The sequence below is a fragment of the Thalassospira sp. CH_XMU1420-2 genome, assembly GCF_037029325.1.
Taxonomy (GTDB): domain Bacteria; phylum Pseudomonadota; class Alphaproteobacteria; order Rhodospirillales; family Thalassospiraceae; genus Thalassospira; species Thalassospira povalilytica.
In genome coordinates this window covers 175,732-190,495 of sequence record NZ_JAYMEG010000006.1, presented here as the reverse complement: position 1 = coordinate 190,495, position 14,764 = coordinate 175,732, and the positions used below count along the sequence as shown (strand labels likewise).

The following is a 14,764-nucleotide window of genomic DNA, read 5'->3' as shown; positions in this document are numbered from 1 at the left end:
CAACGACATTGCCATAGGCTTCACTCAAGGATCGGGTTGCCATAGCTTGCCCGCACAGGCTGCAATCGCGATCCATCAGGTCGACCTGAACAGACAGGATGAGAGCACCGTGAAATTCTTTATTTTGAACCAGCGCTATTTCGTCATTACAAGCGTTGCGCTTCTGACCGTCATTTCCGTGATTTGTGCCGGCGTGATCGATAGCTGGTTCTGGGTGCCGGCGGTGGTGTTCGGTCTGTTGCTTCTGGTCGGCATTCATGATCTTCATCAGACCAAGCATTCCATCCTGCGCAACTATCCGATCAGTGCGCATATCCGCTTCATCCTTGAAAGCTTCCGTCCTGAAATCCGCCAGTATCTTCTGGAAAGCGATCAGGACGAAATCCCGTTCAGCCGTCAGGCCCGCGGCCTTGTCTATCAGCGCGCCAAGGGTGTCGAAGACAAACGCCCGTTTGGTACGATCGAGGATGTCTATAAATCGGGTTATTCCTGGATCACGCATTCGGTGGCGCCAAAACACATCACCGATACCAATTTCCGGGTTCGGGTTGGCGGGCCACATTGCAAGCAACCCTATGATTGCAGCTTGTATAATATCTCGGCCATGAGCTTTGGCGCGCTTTCGGGCAATGCGATCCTGGCGCTGAACAAGGGGGCGAAAAAGGGCGGCTTTGCCCATGATACCGGCGAAGGCAGCATTTCGCGCTATCACCGCGAAGGTGGTGGCGATCTGATTTATCAGGTGGCGTCGGGCTATTTCGGGGCACGCAATGAAGACGGCACATTTTCCGAGGAAAAATTCGCCGAAACCGCCGCCGACCCGCAAGTCAAAATGATCGAGTTGAAACTCAGCCAAGGCGCAAAACCCGGTCATGGCGGCATGTTGCCCGCCGCCAAAATCACCAGGGAAATTGCCGATGCCCGTGGCATTCCGATGGGACAGGATTGTGTATCGCCTTCGGCCCACAGTGCCTTTTCAACACCGATCGGCCTGATGGAATTCATTGGTCGCTTGCGTGATCTTTCCGGCGGCAAGCCGGTCGGGTTCAAGTTGTGTATTGGCCATCGTCGCGAATTCATGTCGATCATCAAGGCAATGCTTGAAACCGGGATCACGCCCGACTTCATCGTGGTCGATGGCAAGGAAGGTGGCACCGGTGCCGCCCCGGTCGAATTTGCCAACCGTGTCGGCATGCCGATGCAGGAAGGCCTTACTTTCGTTCACAATGCACTGCGCGGGGCGGGGCTGCGTGATCAGATCAAGATCGGGGCCGCGGGCAAGATCATCTCGGCCTTTGATATTGCACGAACCCTGGCACTTGGGGCGGACTGGTGCAATGCCGCGCGCGGTTTCATGTTTGCCCTTGGCTGTATTCAGGCCCAAAGCTGTCACACCAACTGCTGCCCGGTCGGCATCGCGACACAGGATAAAATCCGTCAACGCGCTTTGGAACCGGGTGATAAAAGTGAACGCGTGGCACGGTTCCATAAAAATACCATGCATGCGCTGGCCGAAATCACCGGTGCAGCTGGCCTGACCGATCCGCGCAATTTCATGCCCTATCACTTCATGGTCCGCCAGAAGGACAATGAATTCATTGATGGCAACGAAGCCTATCCGTACCTGCCCGAAGGTTTCCTTCTGGCAGATAAGGAGATCGAGGAACTTCATGAATGGCATTCGCGCTGGGGCCGCGCATCGGCCGATACCTTCGCGCCCAAGGAAATCCCGTTTGGTCCCTATAAGCGCGCCAAGGCCATTGCCGGCGAAAAGGCCGCGCAATAGACGATATCAGGAGCCGCTTGCACCATGGCCGTTAAACGTATCGTTGCAAATTTTGCGGTGGATGACATCGCCAAGGCTGTCGCGTTTTACGAGGACATCCTTGGCCTTGATACCATGATGGATCATGGCTGGATCAGGACCTTTGCCGTGGCGGGGCAAACCATGACGGCGCAGGTCAATTTCGCCACCGAAGGCGGATCGGGAACCCCGGTGCCCGACATGTCGATCGAGGTCGATAACCTTGACGAAATCCTTGGCAGAATGGCCGATGCCGGGATTGCCATCGAATATGGCCCGGCGGATGAGCCATGGGGTGTCAGGCGGTTTTACGTCCGCGACCCGTTTGGCAAACTGATCAATATCGTCATGCATAAATAGGAAAAGCCCGGCCAAATCGGCCGGGCTTTGTTGTTAGCGTTGAAACAGTTCGGCACGAACCGCAACCAATCCTTCACGGGTGATGCGATAAGGCGCACCGGCGCGGGACCGGATAAAGCGGCGTTTGCGCAGTTTCTTGAACACCTCGATCGTGCAGGCGGTCAGAAACCAGCCGTCACGGGTAATGCAGTCTGCTTCGAGGATGCGGTTGTGGTCGTCCTTGATCACCTTGATCAGGCCACCTTGCGCAAGTGCATGCAGCACGCGCTGTTCATTCTTTGAAATATTCACTGTCAGAGTCCGAAAACCAGTTGGGAAAACGGTTTCCGATCGGGGCGGGCACAACAATACCGGCCACGCGCACCCGTTTTATTGGCGGGCAGGCGATCCGATCTGCTGATCAGCGGTCTGGAAAGGTCAGGCTGTCAAACCGCGATCAGCGGCTGTGCCGGGACTCTGACATAAAAGCTCCGAATAAGGTTCGCCGCCAAATTGCCAATCTGGCGGCGTTTCGTCAAGCGGCGCGCTGCATTTCCACGGTCGGGACTTCGCGGTCCGGTACCGGGCCGGTCACGAGGAAGCCGAACTTGCGGTAAAACGCCTTGGCGCGTTCATTATGGGCAACGACCTTAAGGCGGACATTGCTGCGTGCACCCTTTTCCGACAGGGCATCAAGGGCCGCCATCATCAGTGCCTTGCCCGCACCGCTGCCATGTGATGCCGGATCAACCATGATCCAGTCGATTTCCGGGCTGTTATGGATGGCGATGACATAGCCCAGAAGAATGTCGTCTTTGGTCGCGACATAGACAGTGTGGTTATCACTGCCAAGGGCATTTTCAAAAACACTGGTCGACTGTTCGACATAGCGGGCAACCAGATTGGTTGCGGCATCGCCCATGCCTTCGATGAAATAGGTTGAGTCCGTCGCGCGCTTGGTCAGGTCGCGAATGAAAGGAAGATCGTCGGCAGTGCCTTTGCGGATCTGCATTTTGTAAGCTCGTGTGCGTTATTCTATTTTTCGGGTTTGCAACCCGTCACGCAGTCTGAGCCAAAATCCATACCATGTGGTTAATGGATCACGCTTGTTGCAATGATTTTTTAACCGACCTGAAACCGGTGAAAACGCCAAAGTCCCTATTTCTGGCGGTTTTTCTTGTCGCGATACATTTCAAGATCGGCAACTGCCATCATTTCTTCGAAATTTTGGTTAATTGGTTCAAAGAAAACAGACGCGCCCGAACTGATTTCGGGTGTCTCGCGGATCGGTGCTTTGGCGTTGGGGATGTTGAGTTTGATATTCGCAAGCGCGTTGCGCACACGGGTGATGATGGTCGTAAGATCCCCCCGGTTCCGGACATAGCCAAGCACGGCAAATTCGTCACCGCCGACGCGCCCGCAAATATCAACCTCGCGGATGCTGTCGGTGATCGCCTTGCCAACCGCACGAAGGGCGGCATCCCCGGCGGCATGGCCATAATCGTCATTCCAGCGCTTCATATTGTCGAGATCAAAGAAAATGACCCCGATATGATGGTGATAGCGTTTGGCGATGCGGATTTTCTGATGGGCAAGCATTTCAAATCCGGCGCGGTTATTCAGCCCGGTCAGCGGATCTGTCATCGACATTTCGCGCATGACTTCGAACTGTTCATACAGGCGCAAGTCGGCCTCGATCAGATCGCGAAAAACATCAAGCAGTGTCTGAAGGGAATCCTCATAGCTGGTTGGTTGGCGATCAAACACGCACAGGGTGCCAAAAACCTCACCATTCGGCCACAGAAGCGGCGTGCCGAAATAGGAGACATAACCGTCATCAGTCAGTTCGGGATTGTCGGCCCATTCGGATTTTCCGCGGGCATCTGGTTCATAAAAGGGCGTTTTTTCCTGAATGACGCGTCGACAGTAAATGTTGGAATCAAGTGGTTCGGCCTTGCCGGAAATGTCGCGATGCGGGTTTTCCGCATTCTGGCTGGTTACAGCCGCCCGGTATCCTTGGTCCTTGTTATATTCGACAACATAACCGGATGTCGCACCAAGAAGCCGTGTCATCACATCGACAACGCGTTGCCATTTCGCAAGCGAGGCCTGTATGGCCTCATCCTGTGAGATCCATTCAAGTTTGTGGTGGGTCGCCATTCTAACCGCCTTCGTGTCTTTCTGCCTGACCATTGAAACCGATAAGCGGTTCTGTCCCGGGCCTTTGATTTTTATATTTGTCCCGCGCGCGGCGAGAACAAGCTGTCTTTTCCATCATTTACGCCCAAAAGCCCGCCGGGCCGCAGGACCAGAATGGCGGCAAGCAACCCGAATACCGCGACATCGCGATAGGCGCCGCCGAAATATCCGGACCAGTATGCCTCTGTCAGGCCGATGACAAATCCGCCCAACCAGGCCCCGCGCATCTGCCCGATGCCACCAAGAATGGCCGCGACCAGTGCCTTGAACCCGAAAAGTGTACCGGAATGAAAGTTAATCACGCCATAACGCAACGCCATTACAGCACCGGTAATGCCGCATAAAAATCCAGCCAGAACAAATGATTGCTGTTCGATGCGTTGCAACGATATGCCGCACAGACCAGCAGCAATGCGATCCTGGCTGATTGCGCGCCATCGGCGCCCGAACCGGGTATTTGCCATCATCCAGATCAGGACGCCACCAACCGCAACGGCCATGCCGATCGACAGAACGTCAAATCCAAGCATGCGCACAACGAACTGATCGCTGCGCAGGACCGGAAACGAATATTGCCACAGCGGCGGCAGATTGAAATTGCGGGCCGATATGACAAGCCGGACAAACTCCTGAATGAACAAAACACATCCAAGCGATGCCACGATCACGGCCCGGCCACCCGCGGCCTTGCGTCCGAGCGGCCCGAAGACATTGCGCCAAGTAAGATGGCTTAGTCCGGAACCGACAAAGACCGCCATCGCGCTTGCCCCGATCACGATCAGAAAAAGGTTCCAGCCGGCAAGCGATGATAACAGCAAACCGCCAATCACCGTTGACAGGGCTGCCGTCATGACGATTTCGCCAAAGGCCAGATTGATCCGTCCGATCAACCCGTAAATCAGCGTGAAAGACAGCGCGAGCAATCCGTAAATCGCCCCGCGCGACAGGCCATTGATACCAAGTTGCAGCCCATAGGCCAGATCGCGGGAAACTTCGGGGACATCGGGCGTCAGACCGTGCTGATCAGGGTTTTCATACCGATCAAGCGCCTGCCTGCCGACACGATCAAGCCAGAACCGGTTCAGGATCGAAAGATGGGTCGGGGAAACCGGTCCGAACCGGCTGGTTTCGATCCCGATCAGAGTGCCGGGACTGTTGGGTTTGTCCGCATGTGAAAACAGACAGCTCATCTGATGGACCGGCAGGGACGATATGGCCGATGGTGATGGGCCCTGGGCTGGAGCCGTTTGGGCATTGTCCGGTATGATCTGATAGTGCAGGGTGATGCGCGTCTGATCGGTGATTTCGTCAAATCGGGTCAGAAGCCGGATTTTGGGTGCTTCGTCTTCAATGCCGGGCAGGGCAATGCGGCAGATGTTGAATTGCCAGGGATCGTCGGGCTGACAAGCGCCAAGGCCGATCGCCAGAAATGGCATCAGCAGGATGAAACGCCAGCATCTGAAAGCCCGGAACCGATGATACACGCAATTCCCCGGCAGAGTTCGTGATGACATATCCTGCTTGATTTTCAGGTTTTTACAAGAAAACGATGCCATCTCTTGCCGGATTGTTGCCCCTTTTTCTTGCGATCAGGATCAACAGGTTCCAGACTTGCGCCAAACAGATTGATGATTTCATACAAGGAGACGCCCGCATGGCAGACGTGATCGACTATACGATCCATGGCGAAGAAATGCAGTTGGTCGAAATCGAACTGGATCCGGGCGAGGGTGTCCGGGCCGAAGCCGGTGCCATGATGTATATGGGCGATGGCATTGCCATGCAGACCGGGACGGGCGGGGGCCTGTTTTCCGGGTTCAAGCGCATGCTGACCGGTGAAGGTTTCTTTATCACAAGCTTTGTCCATGAAGGATCGGGCAAGGGGCATGTTGCCTTTGCAGCCCCCTATCCGGGCAAGGTGGTGGCACTTGATCTGGCGGAACTTGGTGGTGAAATCATCTGTCAGAAGGATGCGTTCCTGTGTGCTGCGGCCGGGATCGATATTGATATCGCCTTTTCCAAAAAGATCGGTGCGGGCCTGTTTGGTGGTGAAGGTTTCATCCTTCAGCGCCTCAGCGGTGATGGCATGGCCTTCATGCATGCCGGGGGCACGATCATCCGCAAGGATTTGCAAGCAGGTCAGACCTTGCGCGTGGATACCGGCGCGTTGGTCGCAATGACGCCATCCATTGATTATTCGATCAAGTTTGTTGGCGGTTTTACCAATGCGCTGTTTGGCGGCGAGGGGCTGTTTGTCACGACCCTTGAAGGTCCGGGTACGGTCTGGCTGCAAAGTCTGCCATTCTCGCGCCTTGCCGATCGCATTGCCGCGGCCCTGCCGCAGGATCGCAACAAGGGCTAAGACGGGCTTGTCGGCATCATGACGGATATGTCGTGCCCGCATGTTTTGACGGGCGCGACAGATTTATCGGGTTTGAATTTTTGCCAAACCGGTCAAAAGGTATTACCAATTTCGATCATCTCGGCGTAAGGTGTCAGCCCTTATCGCGTAATCCGGATCAGACCCCACATCATTCTGGTCCGGTTTGCGACCGCCACCAGGATTGAAAAGACCAAAGAGCAAAATCATGTCAGATCGCCAATATGAACGCATCGAAACCCCGGAAAGCCTGATCAGCGCCCTGCGCGAGATGCTGGGCGATCGGCTGTCAACTGCGCAGGCTGTGCTTGAACAGCATGGTAAGGATGAAAGCTGGCACGAAGCATCGCCGCCCGATGCGGTGGTTTTTGCAACCTCGACCGAAGAAGTTGCCGAAGTCGTCAAGCTGTGTGTTGCCCACAATGTCCCGATTGTTCCGTTTGGTACGGGTTCATCGCTTGAAGGGCATGTTGCGGCATTGCGTGGCGGGATTTGCATTGATGTATCGCGGATGGACGCGATCCTTGAGGTCAATAACGAGGATCTTGATTGCCGCGTTCAGGCCGGTGTAACCCGCGAACAGCTTAATGATCACTTGCGCGATACCGGTCTGTTTTTCCCGATTGATCCGGGTGCGAATGCATCGATCGGCGGCATGACTGCAACCCGCGCATCGGGCACCAATGCGGTGCGTTATGGTACCATGCGCGACAATGTGCTGAGCCTGACGGTCGTGACCCCGGAAGGCAAGATCATCAAGACTGCCAATCGCGCCCGCAAATCATCGGCCGGTTATGACCTGACCCGTCTGTTTGTCGGGTCCGAGGGCACGCTTGGTGTGATCACGGAAATCGGATTGAAGCTTTATGGCATCCCGGAAGCCATGTCGGCTGCTGTCTGCGCCTTCCCGACGGTCGAGGCCGCGGTTGATACCGTGATCCTGACCATTCAGGCTGGTATTCCGGTTGCCCGGATCGAGTTCCTTGATGAATTGCAGGTCCGCGCGGTTAACAACTATTCCAAGCTTGATCACAAAGAAGCCCCGACCCTGTTCTTTGAATTCCATGGCACCGAAGCCGGTGTGAAGGAACAGGCCGAGTTTGTTCAGTCCGTTGCCGAAGAATACGGTGCCGAGGAATTCCAGTGGGCAACCCGCCAGGAAGATCGAAACAAGCTGTGGGCCGCACGCCACAAGGCTTATTACGCGTCGCTTCAGCTGGAACCGGGCAAGGCCGGCATGCCGACCGATGTGTGTGTGCCGATTTCAAAACTGGCCGAAGCCATCACCGAAACCCGTGCCGATTGCGATGCCAGCCCGCTTACCTGCACCATCATCGGTCATGTCGGCGATGGCAACTTCCACACGTTGATCCTGCTCGATCCGGAAGATCCGGCACAGATGGAAGAAGCCAACCGCCTGCACAAGCGCATGGTGGAACGTGCCCTGAAGCTTGGCGGGACCTGCACGGGGGAACATGGCATCGGTTATGGTAAGCTCGACTTCATGGTTGCCGAACATGGCGAAGATACGATCGCCATGATGCGCGCCATCAAAGCGGCCATTGATCCCAAAGGTCTGATGAATCCGGGCAAGCTGATCCCCGGGCTTTGATATCATCATACAATTTGGAAAAGTGTTGCAAAACGGGGCCCTTGGGCCCCGTTTTTGGTCAGAAGCGGAATGACAGTGAAATCGATCCGAACTGATCAGCACCGCTTTGGGCGGTGAATTCCGGGGTGCGATAGACATGGGTGTAGGTCAGGCGCGCCTGGCCGATGATCATCGCAAAACCGATCTGAAGGTCCCCGACCAGCGGTTCCTTGTCGACCGAGGCACTGTCGGCAAAGGTATTGCCATCAAGGGTGATGTCGCGCACCACATAGCGGCCGGCAAAGCCCGCAAAAAGATATCCGCTGACCGGGAAGCCTTCTGTATCCGGGACAAAGAAGTCCGAACCGGGAAGGCTTGGGCGAATGCGCGGCGGGCCGTAATCGGCAGGCAGGTCAAAGCCCATGCGGAACATCGTCCCGATTTCGGCATTGGTGAACGCGTTGCCAAGGGTCACAGCCCCGTGCGGTGTGGCATCAAACTCGATGCCGGAGACATCGGCTTCAAACCAGCTGCGATATTTCCGTTCATAGGTCAGGCCAATGATCGGTTCATTCTTGATCTGGTTGTCCCAGCCTTCCGGGCGTGGGCTGTCGATCAGTTTATGCACGAAATCCTGCGTTTTGTCGGCAAGAGACGCCGGGCCGACAACGCCCAGTGTCAGTTCAAGTGTGTCGATGCGCGAATAGTTGCTTTCGCCGTCATCGGATTTCAGTCCGGTATCAGACAGAAGCCCCGCCGTCCCATACAGCATCCCGGCCCAGGGGCGATCATCGGGCTGGTGTTCGGCGATGGTTATGTCATCGGGGGTATACATCGTCTGGCCCAGCGAATAGCTGGTGCGAATGCGGCCTTCGGATGCGAAAAACGGCACCTGTTTGGCAACGTTCAAAAAGGCCGCGGGCGCACTGTCTTCTGGCGAAACAAAGGCCAGTCGCACACCGTTGGTGTAATGCTGATCACTGTTGGTCGGTGTGAAAAGGTCGTTTTCAACCGAAAGCGACACACCCCATTTTTCATCCGGCGTACGCGTTGATTGCGGCCCGTCTGCCGTATTGGTCTGGGCATGCAGGGTTCCCATCCCGGCGACTAAGGCAATCAGTGACGCTGAAAGTACGACAAGATGACGAACTGCCGGGGCCTGATACATAATGAATTATCTCATGAACGCAGATGGTTGCAGGGAAACATGTGAAAGTTCGGATATTAATTGGTCCTGACCCTATGACCACAGAATTTGGACAATTTGTGGCGGGTTTGTAAGTGCTGTCCGGATGCGGGGCCCGATTACAGAAAGCCGGGCCAATCTATTGTAACCGTGAAACAATACGATGCCATGATTGTTCCCGCAATGATGTGATCTGTTTATCACAATTTCGGCTTTGGGCACAAAAACGCCGCCAGTGTGGCGGCGTTTGGAGGATGGTCTGGCCTGTTGGGCTGGTTACGGCACCTGTCGACGCAGGCGCGCGACATCGGCGTGACTGGTGTCAATGATCCCGCGATAGGCATGCCAGCTTGAATAGCCAAGCAACGGCATCATGATCGCCAGTCCGAACATGAAGACGACCATGCCACAGGCGGCAAGAATGGCAATCACCGCAGCCCAGCCGATCAGAACTTTCCAGTTTTTGCGAAATGCATTCACACTGATGATGACAGCGGTAATCACATCAACATCGCGATCAACCAGAAGCGGGATCGAGACCACCGAAATGGCAAAAACAATGATCGCCAGCGCACCGCCAAGGATGGAACCGGTAATCAGGAATGTAATCGCATCGCGCGAAAAGAATGTTTCCCAGATCAGGGCATCAAGTGACGGCATGGTTCCGTTGTAAAACAGCGCGAACAGCAACATCGCAATCCGCGTCCATGCCAGGAAGAACAGCATCAGAACAACACCGATCGCCCCGATCTGTCCGGGGTTGCGGCGAAAACCGTTCAGGCTGTGCCAGATGGTAACATTTTCGCCCATCTCAAGGCGGCGGCTGGTTTCGTAAAGGCCCACGGCGACAAGCGGTGCCAAAAGCATGAAGCCCGCAGCCAGCGGCAGTGTCAGATAAGGCTGTCCGGTTCGAAAGATGCTCAGGATCACGAGCCACCCAGCCAGGACGCAAAGCGCACCATAGGTCAGGCCAATCGCCGGTGTCTGTTTGAAGTCCCGCCAGCCGGCCTGAAGCCATTTGCCCGACTGATCGGTTGTGATGGTCCGGATCGTAATACCGTGCAGTCCGTTGTCGACCGTGTTTTCTGGCGTTTGAATTGTTGTATCGGTCATTTTCATCCTCCCTGTCGCGGAAAAGCGCGATGATCTTTCGATTTGAATGAAAGTCAGGATTGAATTTATTGTTTTCTAAAATGTATCATTTTAATCGGCGATTTCCAGTATCCAATTGATTTTAAACTATGTATTTGGCTCGAAATGTGTTTCGAAACTGGAATTTATGGTTTGGTTACGGCCTGTTCGATGCTTGTTTTTATTTGTTAAAAATTGTGCGATTTCTGCGCGATGCTTGACCCGTGTCCGGGGGCTGCTCACATGTTATGGGCCGGGGCGATAAGGCGGTGGAAAAATGCATCCCGCAAGATCGCGCACCATGTCGTGTAATGAATGCAACATTCTCTCGCCATTTTCTGTTGCGACAGATGTCACGAGCCCTATGATTTTGGACTGAAAATCAAACCATTGAGGGTCACGGCCAAAAGGCAGTGTGACCTTGCGAGCGAGCGGAGCCTGACTGTTGAAAAAGATCCTTGCCGTAATCGGTGCGTTAGTAGTGGTGCTTGTAGCCGCATTGCTGATCATTCCGTCCCTGATTGACTGGAATGGCTACAAGGCACAGATCACCCAGGCCGTCCGGGATGCGACGGGCAGGGAGCTTGTTCTGACGGGCGACCTGTCGATGTCGCTGATCCCGTCGCCGTCGCTTTCGGCAAGTCAGGTGACCTTGGGCAATTTGCCCGGCGCACAGGATGCCGACATGGTTTCGATTGAAGAGGCACGGGTTTCGGTTGCCCTGATGCCGCTTCTGACCGGCAATATCCAGGTTACTGAAGTCAGCCTGATTGATCCGGTCATCGCAATCGAGACATTTGATAACGGTACGAACAATCTGGTCTTTGATCCGGCAGCCGCGCCGCGTTCCGGACCGGATGCAGGCACGATAACAGTTCCGCAAACTGAACCCCAGACCCCGGCAGCCAACGAGGAAAATGGCGGCAGTGCCACAACCGCGACTGACGAAACCGCATCCGGCAGTGATTTTGCAAGCACGATCAAGATCGATCGTCTTGAAATCGAAAATGCCACCATCATTTACCGCACCCCGGGTTCGGTCGAACGTATCGAGGGTCTGACGGTTGGTGTGTCGGCCGACAGTCTGAATGGCCCGCTCGAAGGGGAAGGGTACGTTTTCTATCGCGGTATCCCGCTGACATTTGGCTTTAATGTCGGTCAGATCAGTCAGGTTGCGCCATTCCCGATCAGCCTGAAAGTCGGCATCGACAAGGTTGACGGTGGTGTCACCGTTGCCGGACGTGTCGATCTTTCAACCGACAATCCCGGCTTTGATGGTCAGATTGACGGTGATTTCAAGGACCTTCGCGAAGCGGCCCTGCGTATCGCCGGTGATGGTGCAGAAATCCCCGATATTGCGGCAAAGCCGCTTGATCTTGGTGGTCACATCACCGCGAATGCAAAGTCGGTCACGTTAAATGATCTGTCGATCCGCTTTGGCGAGACCCGTGGTTCGGGCGCCATTGCCATTGATCAGGAACCCAGCATGCGTGCCGATGTCGCATTGCGGTTCAACCAGCTTGACCTTGATAGCATTCTGGTTCTGGCAGATATGGGCGACGGGGCCGGGGCTGCATCGGGTTCATCATCGACAGATGCGGCCGGATCGGCAATTACGGGCAATGACGGTGCAACCGATGGCAGCGCACAATCCATCCCGTCGCAAAGCTCGGTTAAAAAGGGTGACAGTGCAAATGCGCCGATCATTCCGGCTGACCTGACCGCCGCGATCGATTTTGAAGTCGAAACCCTTATTTACAATCAGACCCCGGTTCACAATGCGCGGGTCAATGCCGCGATTGCCAACAGCAAGATCACCCTGAACGAGGTTTCAGCCGGCCTTCCGGGCGGGACCGACTTTGCCGTGTTCGGCAGCATTTCCGGTGAAAAGCCCAAGCTGTCTGCGGCGCTGAGCTATGAAATGGCATCGGAAAATATCCGGGCGGTGATCCGTTGGCTGGGTGTTGATGTTGACGGTGTTCGTGCAGACAGGCTGCGCCGGTTCTCACTGACTGGCGGGATCAAGGGAACGCCCGATCAGTTGAACATTTCCGATCTTGATCTTCGGATTGATGACACCGCCATTCGTGGTGCGGTTGTTGCCAATCTTGGCGGGTCGGGGCTGCCGGCACTTGGCATCGGCTTGAAGCTCGACCGGATCAATCTTGATCAGTATGTCGCAACCGCCCAGACCGGCGGCGATGCATCCGCAACGACGTCGGGCAGCGCGGGTAATGGCACCGCAACCGGAACGTCCGCCACCGGCGGGACTGCGAATGGTGTTTCAAACGCGACCGCGGCCAAGGAAGACATGGTCAAGGTCATCAAGGACGCATTGGCGCCACTTGATGGGCTGGCGGCAAATTACCGGCTGGCTGCCGATGAAATCATTTCGTCGGGTGTTGCGGTGCGCGGCATCATGATTGATGGCAGCATCAAGGGGCGCGATATCACCCTTGGCAATTTTGCCGTTTCAGATGCCGCAGGGCTGAGTGCATCGGCAAAGGGTACCTTTAATGGCAGTGCCGACATCCCGGCTTTTGAAAATCTGTCTGTCCGGGTAACCGCAAAGACACTGGAACCGCTTGTCAAGCTTACGGGCATTACGCTTCCGGCGCCGGCAAGCAGCTATAAAAGCATTCAGGCAAATCTTGGCCTGAATGGTCCGATTACCGGTCCGACCCTTAAACTTGATGTGTCCAACCCGCTTATGCAGGTGGCACTTGATGGTGTGGTGTCACAGATGCTGGGTGCCAATCCGGGACTGGATGGCAAACTGGCGGTGCAGGCATCCAGTCTGAACCGCGCGCTTGATCTTGTTGCGCCGACCTATACGCCATCAGGCAATCTTGGCCGACTGGCCGTTTCCAGCACGGTCAAGGGCAATGCGCAAAATGTTACGCTTGATGATCTGAAGCTTGTGCTTGGTGCGTTCGAAACCGCGGGTAAGGTGACCTTTGATGGCAGCCAGGCACAGCCAAAACTGACTGTCGCACTTTCTGGTGGCAAACTGGTCGTCGATCCGTTCCTGCCAGCACAAAAGCGCGCGGGTCTTATGCCCGGTATTGGCAGTGGTCCGCGCAAGGCCGCGTTCAATCTTCCGGCAAGCATGACCGCAACACGGGTTGATGCCCGTGATGGTACGCCTTGGGATGATACTGTCATTGACGTATCGGCATTGCGATCGATTGATGCCGACATCGCCATTGCGCTTGATCAGCTTGATTTCGATACTCACAGCCTTGTGAATCCGGATCTGAAGGCAACCCTGGTTCAGGGACTTCTGACGATCTCGAACTTCAAGGGATTGTTGGGGGATGGTGATCTTGCCATCAACGGGACGTTTGATGCACGTAATACGGATGTGCCGCAGCTTGCCCTTAAGGGGGATCTTGATGGTGCGCGGATCGAAAGGCTGACGCCGATCAAGGTGGCCAATGATACGATTATTGGCGGTGCGAACCTTAAATTCGATGTTACGGCATCGGGCAATACGTCACGCCGTCTGGTTTCGGCCCTGAACGGCACGGCCAATCTGGTTTTGACCGAAGTCCGGTTCAGCAATGCGTCAAAACGGTCGAGTGATCCGAAACTGAATATCGAAGCCCTGCTGCGTCAGGGGCCACAGGCAATGGTCGTCGAAGGGGTTGGTAACAACGATCTGCTGCAATCGCTTGAAGGTGACATCACCATCACCAAGGGCATTGCCAAGACCACCCGTGTCGAAGCGCTTTCGCGTGTCGGGACGGCGGATGCCGATGCGACGCTTGATCTTCCGAAATGGGTGATGGATACGACCGCAGATTTCGATTTTTCCAAGAAGATCGAAGAACTGCCGCCGTTTAGCGTTTATGCCAAAGGCAAGATCGATGATCCGGTCATTACCGGACGCATGGACAAGGTTGCGGTCAAGGTTCTTGATAACATCCTTGATAAGGCACTTGGCGGAAGCAGCTCTGGCAACAGTGATACCGGATCGGGTGGCAATTCACCCGAAGATGCTGCAAAGGGCCTTTTGAAAGGGCTTTTGAATCAGTTTGGTCGCTAGGCGTCCGGCATTGTGATTACACAGAAAACGGCCCTGCATTGCGGGGCCGTTTTTCGTTTGTCCTCAGACGGTTGTTCGTATGTTGT

The 14,764-nt window shown here is 55.2% G+C and carries 11 protein-coding genes; 5 read left to right on the top strand and 6 right to left on the bottom strand.

The features are described 5' to 3' along the window. Positions 1–109 precede the first annotated feature (109 nt). Complete coding sequence (locus tag WA429_RS17825) at positions 110–1,786, top strand: FMN-binding glutamate synthase family protein (protein WP_287466219.1); 1,677 nt, start codon at positions 110–112, stop codon at positions 1,784–1,786. Positions 1,787–1,810: 24 nt separating this feature from the next. Continuing rightward, on the top strand, positions 1,811–2,164 hold the full coding sequence (locus tag WA429_RS17820) for a VOC family protein (RefSeq protein WP_287466220.1): 354 nt from the start codon (positions 1,811–1,813) through the stop codon (positions 2,162–2,164). A 33-nt stretch (positions 2,165–2,197) separates the two neighbouring features. Here the strand turns inward: WA429_RS17820 and WA429_RS17815 are convergent, their stop codons facing one another. The 4 genes from WA429_RS17815 to WA429_RS17800 form a co-directional block, all read right to left on the bottom strand. Beyond that, complete coding sequence (locus WA429_RS17815) at positions 2,198–2,455, bottom strand: YjhX family toxin (protein WP_250282401.1); 258 nt, start codon at positions 2,453–2,455, stop codon at positions 2,198–2,200. 223 nt (positions 2,456–2,678) lie between these two features. Further along, entirely contained in the window at positions 2,679–3,155 is a 477-nt protein-coding gene (locus tag WA429_RS17810; RefSeq protein ID WP_068519546.1) for a GNAT family N-acetyltransferase, read from the bottom strand. Positions 3,156–3,301: 146 nt separating this feature from the next. Next, positions 3,302–4,303, bottom strand: a complete 1,002-nt coding sequence (locus WA429_RS17805; RefSeq protein WP_287466221.1) for a sensor domain-containing diguanylate cyclase — start codon at positions 4,301–4,303, stop codon at positions 3,302–3,304. Positions 4,304–4,374: 71 nt separating this feature from the next. Continuing rightward, on the bottom strand, positions 4,375–5,826 hold the full coding sequence (locus WA429_RS17800) for a branched-chain amino acid ABC transporter permease (protein WP_287466222.1): 1,452 nt from the start codon (positions 5,824–5,826) through the stop codon (positions 4,375–4,377). Between the two features lie 170 nt (positions 5,827–5,996). Here WA429_RS17800 and WA429_RS17795 point away from each other — a divergent pair, with 170 nt between their 5' ends. Together WA429_RS17795 and WA429_RS17790 are read left to right on the top strand one after the other, a co-directional pair. Then, positions 5,997–6,704 carry a TIGR00266 family protein gene (locus WA429_RS17795; protein ID WP_101245915.1) on the top strand — a complete coding sequence of 236 codons (708 nt, stop codon included), beginning with the start codon at positions 5,997–5,999 and terminating at the stop codon, positions 6,702–6,704. A 226-nt stretch (positions 6,705–6,930) separates the two neighbouring features. Next, on the top strand, positions 6,931–8,334 hold the full coding sequence (locus tag WA429_RS17790; RefSeq protein ID WP_068519548.1) for an FAD-linked oxidase C-terminal domain-containing protein: 1,404 nt from the start codon (positions 6,931–6,933) through the stop codon (positions 8,332–8,334). Between the two features lie 58 nt (positions 8,335–8,392). On the opposite strand, the gene WA429_RS17785 is transcribed toward WA429_RS17790, so the two are convergent. Together WA429_RS17785 and WA429_RS17780 are read right to left on the bottom strand one after the other, a co-directional pair. Next, positions 8,393–9,481: a lipid A deacylase LpxR family protein gene (locus tag WA429_RS17785; protein WP_068519549.1), complete on the bottom strand. Its 1,089-nt coding sequence runs from the start codon at positions 9,479–9,481 to the stop codon at positions 8,393–8,395. Positions 9,482–9,775: 294 nt separating this feature from the next. After that, entirely contained in the window at positions 9,776–10,612 is an 837-nt protein-coding gene (locus WA429_RS17780) for a DUF2189 domain-containing protein (protein ID WP_068519550.1), read from the bottom strand. Between the two features lie 463 nt (positions 10,613–11,075). Here WA429_RS17780 and WA429_RS17775 point away from each other — a divergent pair, with 463 nt between their 5' ends. Continuing rightward, positions 11,076–14,678 carry an AsmA family protein gene (locus tag WA429_RS17775; RefSeq protein WP_287466223.1) on the top strand — a complete coding sequence of 1,201 codons (3,603 nt, stop codon included), beginning with the start codon at positions 11,076–11,078 and terminating at the stop codon, positions 14,676–14,678. Positions 14,679–14,764 lie beyond the last annotated feature (86 nt).